Consider the following 21,842-nt stretch of genomic DNA (forward strand, 5'->3'; position numbering starts at 1 on the left):
TTGGTTTACGATGCAAAAATACGGAACGATTTCCAATCGTTCTTTACCAAAATTAAAGGTATGCCTACCAAGATTACTGATCCTGTCCGTAACGGCTGTGCCGCGTTTATTTCCGTTTACCCCACTTGGGTTTTATGCCGATGAAGAACTCGACATTCATGCGCGGCATGGGCCGCGAAAGCACCGAGAGGTACTCCTCGTTGAAGAGATTGTTGATCGTTCCTTTGAGCGAAAGGTCGGCCCACCGGAATGCAAACCCTTTTTCGAGCGAGAGATTGTTCATCAGGTAGGGAGTCAGGGAGCCCGTGAGCGTGATATCGTTGCTCGACATGGTATAGCGTTCGCTGTAATAGCAGAACTGGTACAACAGCCCCCAGCTTCGGTATGTCAGCCGCCCGGTCACAGTGGCCGAATACTCCGGCTCATAAGGCAACTGTTTGCCGACGGACTGGTCTGCCGGGGACATCGGTTCGCCCTCGTTGATCGACGGCGACCATGAAAAGGTCCCGTTCAGACCCAATTTCAGCTCCTTCGCCAGTGCCACGGCCAGGTCGGCCTGTGCCTCCACGCCGTAGGCATGGACCTTTTTGATATTCACGGGCGAGAAGAATCCCTTTGCCGTCGGAAGCCACAGAATCCAGTCGTCGATGTGCTGGTCGTACCACGATGCCGAGCCCGACAGCGTATAGGTCTCCTCTTTCCCCACGGCGAACGACAGCCCGGCCTCGTACTGGAAGCCGCTTTCGTTTTTCAGGCCGGGGTTGCCGCCCGGGAGAAAATAGAGGTCGTTGAGTGTCGGGAAACGATAGTTGCGCGACACGGAGGCCTTGGCCACGACATGGCCGCGCTTCGACAGCAGGTAATCGGCGAAGAATGCGGGAATCGTCGCCCACTTCGTGCCGTACATCTGTTCCCGCAGGACCGCCGACAAACCCAGCCGCTCCGTGGGCCGCCATTTGGCCGACACGGAGCCGTCGAGCTCGATGCGGCCTTTGTCGTAGCCGACGATGCCTTTGCCGCCCTCCTGGAGGATGATATTCTTGTCCGTGCTTTTTACGAAATGCTGGTGCAGGGAGACATTGGCTGTAAAGAGCCATTTGTCTCCGACGGAATATTCCCCTTCGGCCTGCCCGTAGAACGTATCTACGTTGCTCCGCGAACGGGTCATCGAGGTCATGACGCCGTTGCCCGGGTCCCGGCGGTAATCGTAGGCCATCCAGGTATGGATATACCCGGCTTTGGCCGCGATTTTCCAATCGTTTCGGTAGTGGTCCCACGACAGGACGCTGCGCAGGGTGTGTTCCCGCTGGCGGTTCTCGACCTGCATGTCGTCGGCATAGTCGGTCGTCAGCAACGGCAGCTCGCGGTTCGAATTGATATACCAGGCGTTCAGTCCGAAGCGGTCGCCGCGCCCGGTGTTGTAATAGACCTCCTGCAAGACATGCACGTCGTCGAACGCGCCGCTCTTGTTGCGTTCCACCGGGTAGTACGATCCGATGATATTCATATCCTCGTCGTAGATATTTTCCTTTTTGTCGCGGTTGCGGTATTTGTAATCGTTGGCCGAAGACTGGTAGACGGCGCGTGTCGATACCTGCCAGCGCTCGTCGCCCCATGTCAGGCGCAGGAACTCGTCGAAAGTCCTGTACATGCCGATACCCTGGATGTATTGCAGCCCGAAGCCGTCGGCCGCCGCCGGTGCGGTCGATAGCTTCACCAGTCCGCCCAATCCGCCGCCGGCCTCGTTCACCGACGAGGTGCCGTGCAGCAGCGAAGCGTCGTCGATGAAGTACGAGGGGATCATCGAGAAGTCGGTCATGCCCAGCATCGGGTTGTTGATGCGCATGCCGTTCCACGTCACCTGCGTGTGCGAGGGGCCCGTGCCGCGGAACGACACGGTCGAAAGCGTTGCGCGTCCGTACTGTTTGACGAAGATCGACGAGTTGAAGGTCAGCACGTCGGCGATCGACAGGGCGATGTTTTCTTTCAGGACGACGGAATCGAATTTCGTTTCCTGCACGCCGATGCTTTTCATCGGACGCTGGCCCCATACCGGAACCTCGCGGATGGCGACGACCCCCTTTTCGCGCCACGCCGCCGCCCCGGTATCCTTGGCGGATTGGTCTGACTGCGCCCGCAGCAGCACCGGAAGCAACAGAAATGCGAACAATATGACTTTGTTTTTCATCTCGTTCCGTTATTTCCAGCAGAATGCGCCGGGGGTCACGCCCACGTAAAATTCATCGACCGGTTCGCCGTCGGCCGTATAGCGGTAGATGACGCCCTGTTGCTGATAGTCGATGGCGTCTGCGACGTAGACATCCCCGTTGCGGGGATTGACCGTCAGTCCATAGTATTTCGTGTCGCGGTATTTCAGGAACGGACGCACCGGAACCCGGTCGGCTTCGACATCCATCGACCAGATGTCGTTGTTGATCCAGAAAAGTTTGTCGCCCTCGCCGTTGATCTGCACCTCCGAAGGGCTGTCGCCCGGTTTGAATCTGAACTGCTTTTCGATCTCGAACCTTGCCGCGTCGATGCGGTATAATGACGGGGTTTCGTAACCGTAGGGACTCTTCTCGTAACCGCCGTCGGTGATGGTCCACAGTTTGTAATTCTTGTCCATCACCAGCGACGTGGGCTGGATGCCCACGACCAGTTCATCGACCACCCGGTCGGTTTCGGTGTCGATTTTCAGGATGCGGTTCTGATACGACCAGCAGTTCACGAAGACGTATTTGCCGTATTGCACCATCTGTTCCGTGGAGCCCGATTCCATCGCCATATTCGGGCACTCGATATATCCCGTTATTTCATAGCGCTTAGGATTGACGATGAAGATGCGGTTGTCCCAGATTTGCGTGACGTAGGCTTTTTCGTCGGAGACGAAATGGATATAGCGCGGTGAGGCGAGGTTGGTGATGCGCCCCACCTCTTTGAACGTATTGATGTCGATGGCGAAAATGACGTGTGAGTTGTTCACCACGATCCAGCCCACGCCGTCGCGGATGGTCATCGACTGCGCCACGTCACCCAGCTTCATGGCATTGGCCCGGTAGAAAACCTCGTTCTCGACGCTTTTCGTTTCGGGATCGTAGTACGACAGCGTTGCATTCCCGTACTGGAACATGCCTTCGTTGGTGATGAACAGTCCCGTGCCCGATGCAGAGAACTCCTCCGTCGTGCCGTAGTCCCATTTCATACAGCCCCCGAGAGCGGTCAGGCATAGTGTTGCAGGCAGTATATAACGTAAAATCCGTTTCATGCGACAAAGATAATGTAAGCCGGAGGCCGCGCCAAATTTATTTGTCCCAGACGACGCTTTCCGCATTGTGGAAAAAGCCGCAGACGAGGAGCAGGTACTCGGGGATACGGCCGTCGGTGCCCCACTTCAGGTCCATGCCGAACAGTTCGGTGGTCGTGCGGCCGATGTCGAACCCGCACGCCTCGAGCGAGGGCCGGACCTTGTCGGGATGGCGGCAGGGCTCTCCCGTGGGGCGTGTGCAGCTTCCTTCGGGGCAGTAGAGGCACGTCCCGACATAGGCGAACGAGCGGCCGCCGTAGAGCCGTTCCATTTCGAGCAGTCGTTCTTCGAGACGCAGCCGCTCGGGAAGGATCAGCCGCTTCGACTCCGAAAGAGGAATGCCGCGCTCCTCGGGAACGATTTTTGTCGCGATGAGCAGTGCCGAGGCATATCCCGAGAGGTATTCCCCTACGTCGAATCCGAAAGGCGGGCATCCCCAGCTGTTTCCGTAATTGGGGCAGGCGCGGCAGTAGCCGCCGATCCGCCCGGCGTCGCGGAACCGGGCTGTGTATTCGCTTGCCGGGAGTTCGGCGGTAAAGTCCCGGGCGGTGTATCGGAGTGAAAATTCCATACGGCAAAAATAGTCGTTTAATCGCTTTGTGGCCCCGTTTCCGGAAAATAACGCGGATTTCCGGACAATTTTTCGGAATAAACCGCTATATTTGTCTTTGAAGCCACTCCCCGTCCGCAGGGATGGGCGGAGTCGGCAGGAGGCTTTTGACGATGACGGACCGAACCAAAACGCAGTGCTTATGAATATTGTATTATATGGAGTTCCGGCGGAAACCGCCCGGCAGATTGCAAGGAAATACGACCTGAACCTGGTCAACACCCCCGATAAATTCAACCCGGCCGGATCGTTGGTCGTCGTTCCCCCGATGACCGTCCCGCGCCAACTGCTGACCTTCTACAATGCCATGCTGCACCACGAAGATGCGGTCGATGCCGTGATCATCTGCGGTTTGGAGACCTGCGATGCAGCCAGCACCGTTCAGTACTGTACGCCTCCGGGTAAATTCTTCTCCCTGAGCGGCGAACTCGAAGCCGAAGAGCTGGAATCGGAACTCATCCTGATCCTCGACTCGCTGTTTGCCGAAGGCAACCGGATCAATCTTTGAGACTATACGCAGGTCGTCGGGCCTTCTGTTGCTGCTTCCGGACGCAAAATTTGCGGACCCGGAGGTAAATCGTTGTATGGCAGACAACTCTTTTACTAATCTCTAATTCTCCGGGTTCCGCAAATCGTGTGTGCCGGCATGGCTACGGCTTGTGCCGGAACCGTTCCGTGATGTCCTCCGTTCCGCCGTCCGGGCCGACCTTGTAGAGCCGCTGGTTGGTCGTCGGCGCCGTCAGCGGACCCAGCTCCTCGACCCAGCCGCCCAGTTTGATGTAGTCGAACGTTGAGATGTCGACGCCCTCCGGCAATTCGTCCCGCCCCGAGTACCATCCCGTGTGCAGCACCGGGTAGGTTTTCCGCACCATCCCGGCCAGCGCCGCGATTTCGTGCGGGGCGGCGTCGCCGCCCATGAAGCAGACACAGGTCACCGAGCGGCCGTAGCGGTCGAGCAGGCTGCGCATTTCCGCCTCGGAGAGTTCGCGTCCGGTGTCGGTGGTCAGATGCGGGCTGTGGCATCCCGGGCAGCGGTTCGGACAGTTGGTGATGTTGATCGCCAGCGTCGTTTCGCCCGGGATCTCCGCGAATACGATGTCGAAATTGTGATACCGGATCATCCTATTCCGCGTTGGCATAAAAGCGCCGCGACGCCTCCTGCTGGCGTGCCGCCGAAAAGTTCGAGATCCGTTTCATATATCCGATCACGCGCGTCAGGTAGTCCAGGTTGTCGCTGTGACATTCGGGACACTCTTTCAGGTAGCGTTTGTCGATGTGCCCGCACTTGTTGCAGACCGTATTGGGGATGTTGAACGTGAAGTAGTTGCACCCCTCGGTCGCAGCCACGCGCAGCAGGTGGCGGTACTGCTCCTGCGAGAGGTGGTCTTCGAGGTTCATGTGCAGCGCCGAGCCGCCCGTGAGGTGGTCGATGTACTTGCGGCCGTGGAGCCGGAACTTGTCGATGACGTTCAGCGACTCGTCCTCCACGACGTAGAAATAGGAGTTGTAGCAGTCGCGCGGCACGGCATAGCCATCCTCGCGGTCCCATTTGGCATGCTTCACGCCGACATTCTCCGCCGGGATCATCTCGCAGTTGAACATCAGCTCCTTCGACCGGTATTTCTTGTTGTAGCGCTCGATCAGTCCCAGCAAATCCTGCACGAACGTAGCGTAGTCGTCGTTGTCGTTGATCGGGATGCCCAGGAATTCCGCGGCTTCGACCAGTCCGTTGACGCCGATGGTCAGATATTGGCGCGAAAGGTTGATGTATCCCGCATCGAACAGCGGCAGCATGCCTTTGGCCTGCAACTCTTTGAGGTTCTCGTTGTAGGCCGTCTGCACCTTATGCACCAGGTCTACGACCTCCTCCAGGTATTTCAGGTAGTGCATGCCGTTCTTCACGGCGTATTGGATGCAGCGGTTCAGGTTGATCGTCAGCACGCTCTTCGAACCGGTCGAGACGCCGCCGGCGCCCAGCGTGTAGCTGAAGCCGTTGTCCTGAATCTCGTTCCGCAGGCGGCAGCACGACGACAGCGAGTCGGCGTTGTCGCTGATATAGGTGAAGAACGAGTGACCTGCGGCATACATTTCGGCGGTGATGTCGCCCCACTCCTTGTCCATCACGTCGCCGTCTTTGGTGAGCAGCGCCATCGTCTCCACGGGGAAAGTCAGCACGGTCTTTGTCCGCTCCTTGTTGAACCACGTCATGAAGCGCTTCTGCAACCACGACAGCGACTCCCAGTGGGGTTTCGAACCGTCCGGGAAGACGAACTCTCCGAAGAGCGACTCGAAATAGTAGCGGTCGTAGTAGGCGACGTTCCAGAATACGGCCTGAAAGTTTCGCGCACCGGTCGGCTGGTTGATCGAGTAGACGATCTGCTCGAAGCAGTCGGTAATCATCTTGTCGATTGTGCGGTGCTTGTTCGAGAGGTCGACGACCTTGTCGGCGTGCTTGTAGTAATCCTCGCCGTACTCCTGTTCGATGAAATAGTTCATGTACATCAGAAACTCCGGTGTGGCGCAGGCGCCCGACAGCATCGACGACACGATGAAGACCATGTTGACGAATCCGCCGCAGAACGATTTGAGGTTCGTCGGGCGCGTCGAGTTGCCGCCGACCGACAGCGTGCCGTTCAGCAGCCACGGATACATCGTGATCGAGGCGCAGTAGTTGGCCATCGAGGTCTCGTCGTTCTTGTAAATGAAGTGGTCTTTCAGCAGGCGCAGATACTTGTCCGACAGCTCTTTGCCATACATCTCCTTGATCCGGTCGGTCAGCAGGCGGCGGTTCAGGCGGATGAAGTTCTGCTTCGGCAGCTCGCCGATCAGCGTGGCGATGTTTTTGTTCTCGACGTTGGCGTTGGCGTCGTACTTCGAACCCGTGGCGGGGTTCTTGGCGTCGCAGTAGTTAATCAGGAATTCGAGTTTCTCGCGGTCTTCGCGGTCCTCGGTGTGTTTCTGCCGGTAGAGCATGTAGCTTTTGGCCACGGCGAAATAACGCTCGGCCATCAGGGCCACCTCCACCTGGTTCTGAATCTCTTCGACCGACATGCCGTCGGCTACATGTACGCGGCTCAGTACCGACGTGAGGTCGTCGTCCGTGGCGTATCCGCCGACCGAAAGAAACGCCTTGCTGATGGCGCGTTTGATCTTCTCGAGCGAGAAAGGCGCACGTTTACCGTCGCGCTTGATGATGTAAAGTTCTGAAATACCCATATTCTTCTGAAATCTGTTATGTGTTCTGCATGTATGCGGAAAGGTGTTCCGGTCCTCTCCGCGTGTGCGGACAAGCCCGTTCGGTCTCTCTCGATATTGCTTAGTAATAATCTGTTCGGGTATCGCCCTATATCCCGAAGGCTGGTACCTATCCCGGCAAGGCAGGTCTTCTGACTCGCTCCGTCCGCACGCCTTCCCGTCCTCACGGACAGTGGCCTAAAGAGTGTGCGGACCGTTATGGAGCTTACAGCTACGGGAATAGTCCCTGATTTTCACAGGAGTTCCCTTTTGATCCCATGCCGGCTGCGACCGGCGGAGAACCTTGCACGGAAACAAAAGTAGACATAGTTCTCCGACGGGCAAGCGGGGTTCCCTTATTTTCTTCAACAAATTGTGAACAAAAACTGCGAACCTGCGCAGCAACCGCTTCCGGACGGGATTCGGGGTGCGCCCGGCTGACGGATGCCGCCGAAAACGAAAACCGCCCGCAGACCTTGCGATCCGCGGGCGGTTCCGTGTCGGGACTCCCCTATTGGTAAATCTCGTTCAGCAGGCGTGCCAGGCGGTGACCGCCGCGCAAGAACTGCTTCTCGATAACGGGTGTGTATTTGAAAATGTAGTCGTACTCGATTTTTGTACCTTCGGGGCTCGAGGCGTAGATTTCTTTGCAGATGTCGTGCGTCTCCTTCACCCAATCGGCGGGCTCTCCGGCCGTGATCTCGGCGGCCTCGTCGTCGCTCAGCCGGTCGATCTGCTCCTTCCATTCGGTGTAACTCCAGTTGTGAACCGCTTCGGGCAGGTTGGTGTCCCAAACCGAGTGCAGGCTGGTCTCGCGGTTGAAGAACCGCACCGGACGCCGGTTGCCGCCCAGATCGCTCAGGCGTCCCAGGTGCATCGGGCAGTGCATATCCCCTACCAAGTGGATCAGCATTTTGAGGTTCAGCGTCTCTTCATCGGGAGTGAGTTTTCCCGATTTGAGTTTTTCGGTGATCTCGGTCACGGCCTTCAGCACGTCGCCTTTGGGGTTCTTGGGCATGGTTTCGGTCGTCTCGCCTTCGTCCACATTGAGGTAGTGCCAGGTCTTCGTGTAAGCGTATTCGGGCCAATGGCTGGCGAAATCGAGCCAGTTCGCGAAATAGACGGGCGAGTAACCTCCCAATGCTTTGTGAACCTTCTCGGCCGCTTCGGGTGTCAGGTGACGTTCGGCGATGTAGGCCGTTACGTCGTGCCCTTTCTGTCCCCACGCAAACGCACCGCGGGCGAAGAGCAGACATAAGCCTAAGAGCAGGTAGTTTTTCATGGATTTGACGGGGTTTGCTATTCCTTTTAGTGGTTCATCGTGGCGAGGAATTCCTCGTTGGAATCCGTGAGGCTCATCTGCTTCTGCAGGAACTCCATGGCCTCTACGGGGGTCATGTCCGAGAGGTATTTGCGCAGCACCCACGTGCGGTTCATCACGTCGCGCGGCAGCAGCAGGTCTTCGCGGCGGGTGCCCGAGGCGATGACATCTACGGCCGGGTAAACGCGTTTGTTGGCTAACTTGCGGTCGAGCTGCAACTCCATGTTGCCCGTACCTTTGAATTCCTCGAAAATAACTTCGTCCATCTTCGAACCGGTGTCGATCAGCGCCGTGGCGATGATCGTCAACGAACCTTTCTCCTCCGTGTTGCGGGCCGCGCCGAAGAAGCGCTTGGGCTTGTGCAGGGCATTGGCGTCGACACCGCCCGAGAGCACCTTGCCCGAGGCCGGCTGCACCGAGTTGTAGGCGCGTGCCAGACGGGTGATCGAGTCGAGGAAGATCACCACGTCGTGTCCGCTCTCGACCATGCGCTTGGCCTTGTCGAGCACCATCTCGGCCACTTTCACGTGGCGCGAAGCCTGTTCGTCGAACGTCGAGGCCACGACCTCCGCTTTCGAGTTGCGGGCCATTTCGGTCACCTCCTCCGGGCGTTCGTCGATCAGCAGGACGATGATGTAGACCTCCGGATGGTTGTCGGCAATGGCGTTGATGATCGACTGCATGAGCACCGTCTTACCCGTTTTGGGCTGGGCGACGATCAGCGCGCGCTGGCCTTTGCCGATGGGTGAAAAGAGGTCCACGACGCGGGTGGACATGTTGTTGTGGCCGTTGCCCGTGAGGCAGAATTTCTCGCTGGGAAACAGCGGCGTCATGTATTCGAACTGGACGCGGTCGCGGATGTACTCGGGTTTGAGGCCGTTGATCTCGTTCACGCGCACCAGCGGGAAATATTTCTCACCCTCTTTCGGGGGGCGGATCGCGCCGTTGACCGTGTCGCCGGGTTTGAGTCCGAAAAGTTTGATCTGCGACGGGGAGACGTAAATGTCGTCGGGGGAATTGAGGTAGTTGTAGTCGGCCGAGCGGAGGAATCCGTAGCCGTCGGGCATGACTTCCAGCACGCCTTCTCCCTCGATTTCACCCGCAAAATCGTCCTTGGTAATGACCTCTTCGACGATGTGGGGAGCCGGTTCTTCGGCCTGCGCTTCGGCTGTCGGCTGGGGAGCCGCCTCCTGCGTCTTGGCCTTGCGGCCGCGGCGCTTGGGTTCGCTGGCTGCGGGCTGTGCTTTCTGCGCCGTCTGCGGAGTCTGTTCTTCGGTCGGGGATGCCGTCTCGGGCTCCTCTGCGGAGACTATCTCTATCGGGAGTTCCGGCTCCGTTTCAACCTCGGGCAGCGGCGCCGGAGCGGCCGTTTCGGTTTTCGTCAGCCGCGGACGTCGTCCGCGCGGAGCTTTCTCCCGGACCTCTGCGCGGGGAGCCTCTGCTGTCGCCTTTTCCTGTTGCTGTTCTGCGGGAGCAGCCTCCTCTGAAGGGGCGTTTCCGGCTATTTTCGCTATCAGTTCGCGCTTCTTGATCATGATATTCTTGAGGCCCAGCGCCTTAGCGATTTCACGCAATTCGGCAAGGCTTTTTCCTTCCAGCGCTTTCAGATCTTGCATATTATTGTGTTGTTCAATGTGATTTTCAAAAACCGGACGGTCGCCCGGTTCGTTCGAATTCGCTTGCAAAGATAGTGCATAATTTTGAAATTCAAAATAAAAAAGCGCATCCCGGTATATCAGGCAGGCGAAACTGCCTCTATGCGGGGTGAAACGCCCGTCGAAATACCTATTAATAGCGATTGTACGGTGCTGGATTTTGCACGACCTTTGTTCCGGAAACAATGAGAACCGGATTTCAGCCATTGCATTGTTTGTATTGTTAATGTTTGTGTGTGAAAAACCCTTCCGCCTGGCGGAAGGGTTTTTAGTGTCAGTTGGCCGTCCGGTATTCGTTGGGCGAACACCCCACGACCTTTTTAAACAGGCGCGTGAAATGCTGCGGGTAGCGGAACCCCAGTGAATAGGCCACCTCGCTGATCGAGCGCGTAGTGTCGAAAATACGCTCTTTGGCGATGTCGATTACTTTCAGTTGAATGTACTCCTGAGCCGATTTCCCGGTCTCCTTTTTCACCAGGTCGCCGAAATAGTTGGCCGAAAGGTGCAGTTGTTCGGCGCACCAGCGAACCGTAGGCACCCCTTCCTGTTCGGGCCGGTCTCCCTGGAAATAATCCCCTAACAGGCGTTCGAATCCCGTCAGTACGTCGCGGTTGACGTCGACGCGCGTGATGAACTGCCGCTCGTAGAAGCGTGTGCAGTAGTTGAGCAGCAGCTCGATGTTCGAAACGATCAGCGTGCGGCTGTGTTTGTCGATCGAGTGGTTCAGCTCCGACTGGATGTTGTGCAGGCAGTCCACCACTACGTTCCGCTCCTGCTCCGAGAGGTGCAGGGCCTCGCTCACTTCGTAGGAGAAGAACGAGTAGCTGCCGATGTTGCGTCCGAGCGACGTCCCGCGCAGCAGATCGGGGTGGAACAGCAGGGCCCAGCCCTTGGGCTGGTAGGTTTGGCCGTTGTCTTCATAGCCGATAACCTGCCCCGGAGCCAGGAAGACGAGCGTTCCCTCCTGATAGTCGTAGTAGTTGCGTCCGTAGCGCAGGTCGCCGCACTTCACTTCTTTGAGGAATACGGTGTAAAAGCCGTAGACCTGTCGTTCGTAGTGTGCAGGACCGCATTTCGAGAAGTCGATCACGCTCACCAGCGGATGCAGCGTCTCGACGCCGCGCGATTCGTTGTATTGGAAGATGTTGTCGTATTTTACCGGGCTGTTCATATCCGTTCGTATTGTTTGACACAAAGATAACACATTTTTCGGAGCCAGATTCGGTATGTTTGCCGAATCGGTAATTATGGTACGACGACCCGTAATCCGGGTAGGCACGGCGGTCGTTTCATACCCTACCTTTGCATTGTGGAAAACCCAAAATTCCGAGAACGATGAAAACAAAACTGATTTTAGCAACAATGGCAACGATCCTCACATCGGGTGCCGGTGCGCAAACGCAGCCCGCTCCCGCCAAAAAAGTGCTGGTGGCTTACTACTCCCACAGCGGCAATACCCGCGAGGTGGCCCGCCAGATTGCCGGGGCTTCGGGCGGCGAACTCTTCGAGATCATTCCCGTCACGCCCTACCCTTCGGATTACCAAACGGTGGTCGACCAGGCGAAAAAGGAGATCGCCGCCGGGGTGCGTCCTGCGCTGAAAAGCCGGGTCGAAGACATGTCGCAGTACGATGTGATTTTCATCGGTTCGCCCTGCTGGTGGGCTACCGTGGCTCCTCCCGTAGCGACGTTCCTCGCCTCGTATGACCTTGCCGGCAAGACCGTCGTGCCGTTTATGACCCACGAAGGCAGCCGCATGGGCCACAGCGAAGCGGATATCCGCAAACTATGTCCGCAGTCCACCGTTCCCGACGGACTCCCCGTTCGCGGCAGTGCGGCAGGCAGTTCGAAGGATGCCGTCGAAAAGTGGGTTCGTTCCCGCTTAAAAAGCGGGCTTTAGGAGGCGCCCGATTTGCTTCGGAACGCCCTCCCTCCCGTTCTGCGCCCGGATAACCTGAACGATTCAGGGGGTCGGGCGTTTTTTATCCGCAGATGTAGATGCACCCGTAGATCAGTCCGGCTGCGAGCGCTCCCGCGAGGGGGCCTGCGACGGGCACCCAACTGTAATCCCAGCCGCTCGGGCCTTTGCCCCGGATCGGCAGGACGGCATGGGCCAGCCGCGGCGGCAGGTCGCGGGCGGGGTTGATGGCATAGCCTGTCGTGCCGCCCAGCGACATGCCGATGGCCATGATGAGCATTGTCACCGGGAAACTCCCCAGGCTGCCCATCCCGATCTCGGGGGTGTTCAGTTCGTTGCCGATCGCGAGGATGACGAACACCAGCAGAAACGTGCCCACCGCCTCGCAGAAGAAATTGCGGGGCTTGTTCATGATCGCTGGCATCGTACAGAAGACTCCCAGTTTCGTTTCGGGCTCGTCCGTGGCGTCGAAATGGTCCTTATAATAGAGGTAGACCAGCACGGCGCCGCAGAATCCGCCCAGCAGTTGAGCGATGATGTATCCCGGGACATATGCCCACGGAAACGATCCCGCGACGGCCAGTCCGACCGAGACCGCAGGATTGAGGTGGGCGCCCGACCAGGGCCCGGCAATCAGCACGCCGCACATCACGGCGAATCCCCAGGCCATCGTGATTACGACCCAGCCGCCGCCGTAACCTTTCGAACGTTTGAGGACGGTCGAGGCCACTACCCCGTCGCCCAGCAGTACGAGCACCAGTGTTCCGATAAACTCGAACAGGCATTTGGTCATCAGTGTCGTTTCCATCACTTAGTCGTTTTCAGTGTGTAACACCCGCCGCACGGCGTCTTCCCAACCTGTGATGGCCTTGTCGATCTGCGTGCGCTCCTCCGTGGGTTCGAAGATGTGCTCTGCCTGCCATTGCTCCTCGATCTCGGCGATGCTGCCCCAGTACCCCACGGCCAGTCCGGCCAGGTAGGCGGCTCCCAGCGCCGTGGTTTCCGTCACGCGCGGGCGGATGACCTTCGTACCGAGCAGGTCCGACTGGAACTGCATCAGCAGGTTGTTGCGCGCGGCACCGCCGTCGACTTTCAGCTCCAGCAGCGTGATGCCTGCGTCGCGCTGCATGGCACCCACGATGTCGAGCGTCTGGTAAGCGATCCCTTCCAATGCCGCACGGGCGATGTGCGCCGCCGTCGTGCCGCGGCTGATGCCGCTGATGGTGCCCCGGGCGTACTGGTCCCAATGCGGGGCCGCGAGTCCCGTGAGCGCCGGAACGAAATAGACGCCGTTGGTGTCGGGCACTGAGGCGGCCAGCGCCTCGACCTCCGATGAGGAGCGGATGATGCCCAGCCCGTCGCGGAGCCACTGCACCACCGAACCTCCGACGAAGATGCTCCCTTCGAGGGCGTAGTTGACTTTGTCGCCGATCTTCCATGCCACGGTCGTCAGCAGGTTGTTCTTCGAGGCGATGGGCTTTTCGCCGCTGTTCATCAGCAGGAAACACCCCGTGCCGTAGGTGTTTTTGACCGATCCCGGCTCGACGCACATCTGTCCGAACAGCGCCGCCTGCTGGTCGCCGGCGATGCCCGCGATAGGCACCTTGTGGGCGAAGATCGTGGTTTTTGTCGCCCCGTAGACCTCGCTCGACGATTTCACCTCGGGCATCATCGACGCCGGGATGTCGAAGAGTTTCAGCAGGTCTTCGTCCCATTGCAGCGTGTGGATGTTGAAGAGCATCGTGCGCGAGGCGTTGCTCACGTCCGTCACGTGCACCTCGCCGCGCGTCAGCCGCCAGGTCAGCCACGAATCGACCGTCCCGAACATCAGCTTGCCCTGCTCGGCGCGCTTGCGTGCTCCCGGGACGTTGTCCAGAATCCATTTGATCTTCGTGGCGCTGAAATAGGCGTCGATGATGAGTCCGGTCCGTTCGCGGATGTACTCCGTCTGTCCGTCGGCTTTCAGGCGGTCACAGTATTCCGAGGTGCGACGGTCCTGCCAGACGATGGCGTTGTAGACCGGCTCTTCGGTCTCGCGGTCCCATACGATCGTGGTTTCACGCTGGTTGGTGATACCTATTCCGGCGATGTTCAGTCCGTTGATGTCGATGGCCGAGATCGCCTCGGCGATCACCGAGGCCTGCGACGACCAGATTTCGTGGGGATTGTGCTCTACCCACCCCGGTTTGGGGAAGTACTGGGGAAATTCCCGCTGGGCCATCGAGCAGATTTGTCCTTTGCGGTCGAAGACGATCGCCCGCGAACTGCTCGTTCCCTGGTCCAATGACAAAATGTACTGTTCCATATCTTTCGGTTTTTGTGATTGCCGCAAAATTCCTGCCCGGTGAGTCCCGGCAGTCCATCAATCACAAATCTACCAAAAAAATGTTAATTTCGATTCAAAACTGAAAAGTTTTTTTTCGAAACTTTACACAAAACGCCCGGAACGACCTTTGTCGCTCCGGGCGTTTACGGCCCGTTTGTTACAGCATCACCGACTGCAGTTCGGTCAGAGCAAGTTTGTAATCCCGTTCGGCGGTCTGCGCTTCTCTATCGTCGTGTAGTAAAGTCCTCTGTTCGGACGATTTTACCGCCTATTCGAGCCTGCACCATTTCAGGAAGGCCGTCTTGTCGGCCGAGGCGCAGCCCGTCGAGGAGTGCCCTCCGGCGAAATAGGGCTCGTCGCGGTCGGGCACGCTGCCCTCGCAGCCCCAGCCTTCGTAATACATGTAGAGCGTACCGTCGAGTTCGAAGACCTCGCCGAACCAGATGCCGCCCTGGTCCCAGCGTCCGGCGTCGCCGCGCTCGAAGAACGGACGGGGGTTCTGCACTTTCGTCCAGGTGAGCAGGTCGTCGGAGTAAGCGACGTGGAAACGGTCCGGGAAATCGAAGTGGCGGTCGCTGCCCTGGTAGACCATAAACCATTTGTCAACGCCGTCGAGGCGGAATATCCGCGATCCGTTGACCGACTTGAGGTCGAAATCCCCGGGGCCTCCGCCCGGCAGCAGGACCGTGCGTATGTCCGCTCCGGCCAGCGTTTCGGGATTGCTCGTTACGGCACAGTCGATTTTCAGTTGGCCGTCGCCATAGCCGTACCCGTAATAGATATAATACTTTCCGTCGTGGTAGACGGCGTCGCTGCACCCTACCCCGTCGCGGAGCATTTTGCCGGCCGAGAAGCCGAAGCCACCGTCCGTGGATTTGCGGCAGGCCAGCGAACCCTGTTTGTTATCGAGTGTCCCGCGCACGGCTTGGTAAAAGAACCACACTTCGCCGTTCGCTCCCACGCAGGGTGCACAGTCGAGCAGGTGCAGTTCGTCGCAGGTGCCGGCCTCGCCGTGAGCGATCACCGGATTGGCAGGATACTCGGTCCACGGTCCGGCCGGTTTGAAATCGTTCATCTCCTGCGTGAACAAGCCGATTTGGTCGTGGTAGAATCCGTAGGGGTTGTAGCCGCTGCCGCGGATGTACATGCGCCATTTGCCGTCCGGAGACTCTGCAGGGGTCAGGATGGCTGCGTTGGCGATATGTTCGCGGCGCCAATCGGGCATATCGGCCCCATAAGTCAGGACGGGGCCGTCGCCGACGCGCTGCATCAGCGTTCCGGACTTGTTGTCCGGGCCCTTGATGTCGTCGAAGTACCAGTCTTCGCCCGATCCGGTCTCCCCGGCATCGAACAGCAGGATGATCTGGGTATATTTGCCGTCGGGAAGGTTGCGTGTCGAGAAATCGAACGTCAGTTCGGTCCACTCGTTGGCGTTTGGCACCACGACGTTGGTGATCTCCTGCGGGGTGGCGCCGTTGCCTTCCAGTTTGAAATAGACTTTGCCGTTGGCCTTGGGCGACCGGACTTTCATCGTGAAAACCGCGCTGCTGCTGAACACCATCGGATCGGAGATCGGGTCGCTCCACAACAGCTCCCACTGATGGCCTCCGGAGACCACATGTCCCACATGGTCGCTCGTGTTGATGCCCGTCTTATAAGGATTTTCGATTACCTCGAAACTCATCGGGCGATCCGAATCGTTGATGTTGAACCGCATGCTCACGTCCTCGAAGTTGCAAAAGTCGATCATCTGCGCCGGCTGGGGTTCGGGTTTCTTCTCGCCTTTCGGACCCGTCACATCGTCGAAATACCACGTCTCGCCCGGGACTGCGACCCCGGCGTCGAACAACAGCAGGATACGGTCGTAGGTGTAGTCGGGCAGGTTCATCGAAGCGAAATCATAGGTGTAGGTCACCCATTTCCCGGTTTCGGTCGAGGTGACCGAGGTGATCTCTTTGGCCTCGGCTCCCGCCGAGCTTTCGAGTTTGAGGTAGATCGACGCCCCGGCTTTCGGCGCATGAACCTTCACCGAGAATTCCGCGCCGTATTTGCTGAATGCAAAGGGCTTTTCCAGCGTCTTGCTGTAAAGCAGTTCCCATTGTGCGCTGCCCGTGACGACGTGCCCCACGTGGTCGCTGTCGTTGCCGTCGGTCACCGGATTGGGGATGACCTCGTATTTCATGTCTTCGCTGCCGGCGATCTGGAATTCGAGATCCGAGGTTTCGAAATCACAGTAATTCTCCTGTCCTTCGCCGGGTGTCGGGCCGGGACCGGGATCGGCGCCCTCGCCTTTCATTTGGAAGATGTCGTCGAACAGCCATTTCTCGCCCGATCCGGTCTCTCCGGCATCGAACAGCAGCACGATCTTGTTGTACTTGCCGTCGGGCAGGCTGCGGTCGGTGAAATCGTAGGTCAGCGTCTCCCAGCGGTTGGCCGAGACCGAGGCCACGTCGGTGATCTCCTGCGCATTGACGCCGCTGCCTTCCAGTTTGAAATAGATTTTACCGCCGATCTTGGGTGAGCAGACTTTCATCGTGAATTTGGCACCGTCTTTCGTGAAGTCGAACGGTGCGGTCAGTTCCTCGCTGTAAATGAGTTCCCACTGGCCGCCGCCGGAGATCACCTGGCCGTAGTGGTCGCTCGTGTTGCCGCCCTGTTTGTCGGGATTCTCCACGACGCTGTATTCGAGTGCGTCGTTGGTCTTGAATCCGAGGTCCGTGGTCTCGAAGTCGCATACGACGATATATTCGTCGCCGGGGTCGGGACCCGGTCCGGGCTCTGAGGGTTCATACCGCACCAGCGGTTCGTCGTTGCCGCAGGCGCTCATGGCCAGCGTCACGGACGAGAGGAGCATAAAACTGTATTTAAGAATGTTCATGGCTGTTGAATTTTAGGTTACAATCTCGGATATCCTTCGTTCTGTTGGAGTTTTTCGTTGGCGAGCAGTTCGTCGCGCGGAATCGGGAAGACGTTCAGATGGGCATCTTCACTTGTGCCCTCGTGCTGGAACCACTTTTTGGTCGTAAAGACCCCGAAGCGGATCAACTGCTGGCGGCGGTGTCCCTCCTGGCAGAACTCCCAGGCATATTCCTGCAGGAACCGTTCGTCGTCCAACTGCGACACTTGCAGCATTTTGGACGACGTGAAATCCGCAAAAGCGCGGCGGCGCACGTCGTTTATCAGCCCCACGATGGTCCCGTCGGCCGTCTTGCCGTTCTGACGCCACAGGGCTTCGGCCTTCATGAAGAGCACGTCGGCATAGCGGAAGATGACGAAATCGTTGCTCAGCAGGTTCTTGGCCTTCTTCTTGATCTCGTATTTGTTCATCCGCACACCGGCTCCCTCGCCCGTCATCGATTCGGGTTTGCCGGGGTTGTAGATCGGAATGTTGCGCGTGTAGACCAGCGGCAACCCTTGGTCCTTCGGGTCCTTCGGGTCGCATAGGATCGGAGAGCCCGGCACGCCGGTCAGCTCGCCCGTGTTGTCGTAGAGCGGACCTTCGGCCCACGAATCCTCGAAACGGGTGTCGGCGGGGTCGTAGCTGTTCGCCAGGTCGGGCGTGGCGCAGCAACCGCCCCAAAAGAAGGTTTCGGTGTCGTGGTGGTAGCGGTAATTCCAGTGATGGGTCCAGAGGTGGATGCGGAACGGCAATGCCGAGTCGTAGATTTCATCGTTGCATCCTGCGAGGATGATCTCGGGCGAATTCTGGTTCTCGGTGACGAATATTTGCTTGTAATCGCTGTCGAGCGAATACTTCTTTGAATCGATAATCTCGTCGCAGAGGTCCACGACCTCCTGCCAGTAGCTCTCCCCCACCCATACCTCGGCATTGAGGTAGACCTTGGCCAGCAGCATCGTCGCGGCATAGTAATCCCAGCGTCCGTAACCCTTTTCGGTCAGCAGGCTGCGGTTGTCCCGGATCTCCTTCACCACGAATTCGAAGATTTCCTTGCGCGGAGCGGTCTCTGGCAGCCAGCCCTTCGGAACGTCGTATTTGGTCACCAAGGGCACATTGCCGTACATATCGCAGAGCACATAGTACCAGAAGGCGCGCGCCACGTGCAGCTCGGCCATTAGTTTCTCCTTGCTTTCGGCTTTGATGTCGGCGTTTCCGAACTCGTACATCAGGCGGTTGCAGGTGTTGATGGCCGCATAGGCCTTGCGCCAGTTGCCCAGGATGTGGGCGTCGTCGATGTTCCACGTGTGGTTGTTCAAGCGCTGGTAGATGCCGCCGTCGTACCACGAACCACCGCGGCTCGGGGTCACCCAGCCGTCACCGGTCTCTTCGTTGGTGTAGAGCCAGCAGCCCTCGGTGTGGACGTTGTCGCCGGCATAGAGCGTCCGCAGGTCGGAGTAGACCGAGCCCAACGCCGCGGGAATGTCCTCTTCGGTAAAGTTGTCGAAGTAATCGTCGGCGGTGAGCTGGTCGTAGACCCGCTCGTCGAGATTGGTACAGGCTGCCTGCACGAGAGCTGCCGCCGTCAGTATGTAGATCAGTTTTTTCATCGTTGCTGCAATTTAAAATCCCAGTTTGACACCGAAAGTAAAGGTCCGCGTGGTCGGATATCCCGCGACGTAATCGACGCCCGGCGTCAGGCCGTTGAAGTTGATCTCGGGATCGACGCCCTGATAGCGGGTGAAGGTGTAGAGGTTCAGCCCCGAGGCGTAGAGACGCAGCGTGCGGATCGGATTTTTGGGGTTTTTGAACCGGAACGTGTAGCCGAGGGTGATGTTGTCGATCTTCACGAAATCGCCGTCCTCGACGTAATAGCTCACATAGGCCGGGGCCGTGGCCACATAGTGGTTGTACTTGTTGCGTAGGATCGACCGCGGGAAATTGTGGTCGGCGCCGCGGGCGAAGTTCTCCCACAGCATCCGGTACTGGTTGAGAATCTGGAAGTCGAACGAACCGCGCAGGGTGACCGAGAGGTCGAAGTTCTTCACCTGCAGGTTGGCCGTCAGCGCCGCATGCATCGTCGGGATGCCGTTGCCGATCACCTGCCGGCTGGCGTTATCGCCGTATTCGCCGCCCTCGACGATCCACGAACCGTTCTCGTTCATGCCGATACTCTTCCAGCCGTAGAAATCGCCGATGCGGCCGCCTTCGCGCACGATGTGCGTGCTCTTCTGTACGGGAGCTCCCGTGGAGCCCAGTTCGAGGAAGTCACGCTGGTACATTTCGTTCGAGAGACGTTTCATCTTGTTGGTGTTGTACGAGAAGTTGCCCGTCATGTCGAAACGTACATGCTTCGTGCGGACGATGCCGCCGTTGAGCATCACCTCGACGCCCGTATTGCTCACCTTGCCGACGTTGGCCAGCGTGGTCGACGCGAGATTGGGCGGTACGGGAACGTTGTATTCATAGAGCAGTCCGTCGGTGGTGCGGTTGTAGAAATCGACCGAACCCGACAGGCGGTAGTTGAACAGCGCGAAGTCGAGTCCGGCGCTCAGTTCGCGCTTCTCCTCCCATTTCAGGTCGGGATTGGCGTTCATGTGCGGGGCTATCGTGTAGACGTACTTGCCGTCGATCAGCACGGGCGATCCGAACGCATATTTCAGGTGCGAGAGATAGGGCGACGAGGGTTCGCTGCCCGTCACGCCGTAGCCGACGCGGAGTTTCAGCTCGTCGACCCAGCGCACGTCCTTCATGAATTTCTCCTTTGAGATGCGCCATGCGCCCGACGCGGCGTAGAAGAGTCCCCACTTATGGTTGGCGCCGAATTTCGAGGAGCCCTCGTAGCGGAGGCTTGCCGAGAAGAGATAGCGGTCGTCGTAGCCGTAGTTGGCGCGTCCGAAGAACGAAATCAGGCGGCTCATGTTCTTGAACCCTCCCATCGAGGCGAAGCCGTCTTTGAGGGCCATACCCGTTCCGATGATGTTCTCGCCGAGAATGTCGGTCGGGAAGTCGTAATTGTACATGTTGAATCCGTCGGTCAGGTAGTCGTTGTAGCTGTAACCGGCGAGCACCGAGAAATCGTGCTTGTTCCAGCGTTCGGCATACTGGCCGTACAGTTCGAGGGTCTTGGTCTGGTTCATGCTGCTCTGGCGCCACGCTTGTCCTTTGTAATTGGTGTCGAACTTGCGGGAGGCGTAGCTGCCGTCGATGTTGCCGAAATAGCGGTAGCCGCCGATCATCGTGAATGTCAGAGGCTCGATCGGCGTGTAGGTCACCTTGCCCGAAGCCTGTATCTCGTTCCAGCGGGTGGTGTTATTGTACTCGTTGATGAGTTTTACCGGATTGGTCGAATCGACGAAGATCGAGTAATCGCCCGTCGGACCGTAGATCGGCTCGGTGGGATTGGTGACCAGCGTGGCGAACAGCACCTCGTCGGTCGATACCGTGTGACCCACGGTGAATACGTCGTTGATGTTGGCGCTGAGAGTCATCTTGTCGTTGAAGAGGGAGCGGTTGAAACCGAATTTGAGGTTGGTTCGCTCCTGCTCCGTGTTGCGGATGATGCCGTCGCGCGAACGATAGTCGACGCTGGCGTAATAGTTCGACTTGGCGTTGCCGCTTTTGAGCGCCAGGTGGTGCGTGTGCGAGAACGCCGCCCGGAACACCTCGTCCGACCAATCGGTCGAAGCGCCCTTGTCGGTCGGCGTGAAGAATCCGTTGGTCGTCTTGCCGAGGTTGCGGTATTCGTCGGCCGAGAAGACGTCGATCTGGTTGGAGATGGTCTCTACCGAAGCGTATCCGTGGTAGTCGACCGAGAACTTGTCCCCGGCTTCGGCTCCCTTCTTGGTCGTGATCAGGATCACGCCGTTCGTGCCGCGCGTACCGTATATGGCAGCGGCGGAACCGTCCTTGAGGATGTCGATCGACTCGATATCGTCGACCGAGATGTTCGACAGACTGCCGCCCGAGATGCCGTCGATGACGATCAGCGGCTCCTGGCTTCCTGTCAGCGTCGAGACGCCGCGCAGCATCACCTGCACCCCGCTGTTGTTGGGGTCGCCCGAGGTCGTATTGACTGCCAGACCGGCTACGCGGCCTTGCAGCAGTTGCAGCGGGGAGGTCACGGCGCCCTGCACGAACTCGTCGCTTTTGACCGAAGCTACGGAGCTGGTCAGCGTGCTCCGCTTGACGGTGCCGTAGCCGACCACCACCACGTCGTCCATGGCGATCTCGGCGTTGTTCAGCGTGACGGACAACTGGGTCAGTCCGGCCGGCACGCTGCGTTCTGCGGACTCGTATCCGATGTAGGAGAAGACCAGCACCGCGGGGCTTTTCTGCAAACGAAGCGAATAACTTCCGTCGGCGGCGGTAGACACGCCGTTCGTCGTGCCTTTCTCGATGACGGTGACACCCGGCAACGGTTGCCCGTCGGTCCCCGACACGATGCCCGCAACGGTTTGCCCCTGGGCCGCTGCCGAAAGCGCGAAGCCTGCGAACAAGGTGCACAGGAACATCCTGAAAGCTGTAAAGTTGTTCATATACAAAATAGGTTAAAGTTTCAACACAAAATTAAGGATTA

At 58.4% G+C, this 21,842-nt stretch carries 15 protein-coding genes and 1 riboswitch; of the genes, 2 read left to right on the forward strand and 13 right to left on the reverse strand.

The window, feature by feature from the left end; translation table 11 throughout:
• Positions 1-106 precede the first annotated feature (106 nt).
• Genes BLU78_RS01500 through BLU78_RS01510 form a run of 3 tightly spaced genes read right to left on the reverse strand, consistent with a single transcriptional unit; the run spans position 107 to position 3,875 of the window.
• Positions 107-2,188 carry a TonB-dependent receptor gene (locus BLU78_RS01500; RefSeq protein WP_010259562.1) on the reverse strand — a complete coding sequence of 694 codons (2,082 nt, stop codon included), beginning with the start codon at positions 2,186-2,188 and terminating at the stop codon, positions 107-109.
• A 9-nt stretch (positions 2,189-2,197) separates the two neighbouring features.
• Complete coding sequence (locus BLU78_RS01505) at positions 2,198-3,265, reverse strand: YncE family protein (protein ID WP_026020590.1); 1,068 nt, start codon at positions 3,263-3,265, stop codon at positions 2,198-2,200.
• A gap of 37 nt (positions 3,266-3,302) precedes the next feature.
• Complete coding sequence (locus BLU78_RS01510; RefSeq protein ID WP_010259566.1) at positions 3,303-3,875, reverse strand: DUF2284 domain-containing protein; 573 nt, start codon at positions 3,873-3,875, stop codon at positions 3,303-3,305.
• A 181-nt stretch (positions 3,876-4,056) separates the two neighbouring features.
• Between BLU78_RS01510 and BLU78_RS01515 the strand changes: the two genes are divergently transcribed.
• Positions 4,057-4,422 (forward strand): hypothetical protein, encoded by a 366-nt coding sequence (locus BLU78_RS01515; protein ID WP_010259568.1) that lies wholly within the window; start codon positions 4,057-4,059, stop codon positions 4,420-4,422.
• A gap of 142 nt (positions 4,423-4,564) precedes the next feature.
• Here the strand turns inward: BLU78_RS01515 and BLU78_RS01520 are convergent, their stop codons facing one another.
• From BLU78_RS01520 to BLU78_RS01540, 5 genes are all read right to left on the reverse strand, one after another.
• Complete coding sequence (locus BLU78_RS01520) at positions 4,565-5,035, reverse strand: radical SAM family protein (protein WP_010259570.1); 471 nt, start codon at positions 5,033-5,035, stop codon at positions 4,565-4,567.
• A gap of 1 nt (position 5,036) precedes the next feature.
• Complete coding sequence (nrdD, locus tag BLU78_RS01525) at positions 5,037-7,130, reverse strand: anaerobic ribonucleoside-triphosphate reductase (protein ID WP_010259572.1); 2,094 nt, start codon at positions 7,128-7,130, stop codon at positions 5,037-5,039.
• Positions 7,131-7,273: 143 nt separating this feature from the next.
• A riboswitch (cobalamin riboswitch) is annotated at positions 7,274-7,470 on the reverse strand.
• 189 nt (positions 7,471-7,659) lie between these two features.
• The gene (locus tag BLU78_RS01530) at positions 7,660-8,430 is read right to left on the reverse strand and encodes a S1/P1 nuclease (protein WP_010259574.1); all 771 of its coding nucleotides are present in this window, start codon (positions 8,428-8,430) and stop codon (positions 7,660-7,662) included.
• Positions 8,431-8,456: 26 nt separating this feature from the next.
• Complete coding sequence (gene rho / locus BLU78_RS01535; RefSeq protein WP_010259578.1) at positions 8,457-10,085, reverse strand: transcription termination factor Rho; 1,629 nt, start codon at positions 10,083-10,085, stop codon at positions 8,457-8,459.
• Between the two features lie 313 nt (positions 10,086-10,398).
• On the reverse strand, positions 10,399-11,295 hold the full coding sequence (locus BLU78_RS01540) for a helix-turn-helix domain-containing protein (protein WP_010259581.1): 897 nt from the start codon (positions 11,293-11,295) through the stop codon (positions 10,399-10,401).
• 191 nt (positions 11,296-11,486) lie between these two features.
• Between BLU78_RS01540 and BLU78_RS01545 the strand changes: the two genes are divergently transcribed.
• Positions 11,487-12,023: a flavodoxin gene (locus tag BLU78_RS01545; RefSeq protein ID WP_010259584.1), complete on the forward strand. Its 537-nt coding sequence runs from the start codon at positions 11,487-11,489 to the stop codon at positions 12,021-12,023.
• Positions 12,024-12,105: 82 nt separating this feature from the next.
• Here the strand turns inward: BLU78_RS01545 and BLU78_RS01550 are convergent, their stop codons facing one another.
• The 5 genes from BLU78_RS01550 to BLU78_RS01570 form a co-directional block, all read right to left on the reverse strand.
• Positions 12,106-12,849 carry an MIP/aquaporin family protein gene (locus tag BLU78_RS01550; RefSeq protein WP_010259587.1) on the reverse strand — a complete coding sequence of 248 codons (744 nt, stop codon included), beginning with the start codon at positions 12,847-12,849 and terminating at the stop codon, positions 12,106-12,108.
• A 3-nt stretch (positions 12,850-12,852) separates the two neighbouring features.
• Positions 12,853-14,346, reverse strand: a complete 1,494-nt coding sequence (gene glpK / locus BLU78_RS01555; protein ID WP_010259588.1) for a glycerol kinase GlpK — start codon at positions 14,344-14,346, stop codon at positions 12,853-12,855.
• A gap of 289 nt (positions 14,347-14,635) precedes the next feature.
• Positions 14,636-17,245: a hypothetical protein gene (locus tag BLU78_RS01560; protein WP_010259590.1), complete on the reverse strand. Its 2,610-nt coding sequence runs from the start codon at positions 17,243-17,245 to the stop codon at positions 14,636-14,638.
• 17 nt (positions 17,246-17,262) lie between these two features.
• A complete protein-coding gene (locus BLU78_RS01565; RefSeq protein WP_010259592.1) occupies positions 17,263-18,873 on the reverse strand; it encodes a RagB/SusD family nutrient uptake outer membrane protein in 1,611 nt (536 codons plus the stop codon).
• Between the two features lie 12 nt (positions 18,874-18,885).
• Positions 18,886-21,801, reverse strand: a complete 2,916-nt coding sequence (locus tag BLU78_RS01570) for a SusC/RagA family TonB-linked outer membrane protein (protein ID WP_143029331.1) — start codon at positions 21,799-21,801, stop codon at positions 18,886-18,888.
• Positions 21,802-21,842 lie beyond the last annotated feature (41 nt).

Source organism: Alistipes timonensis JC136 (genome assembly GCF_900107675.1).
Lineage (GTDB): Bacteria > Bacteroidota > Bacteroidia > Bacteroidales > Rikenellaceae > Alistipes > Alistipes timonensis.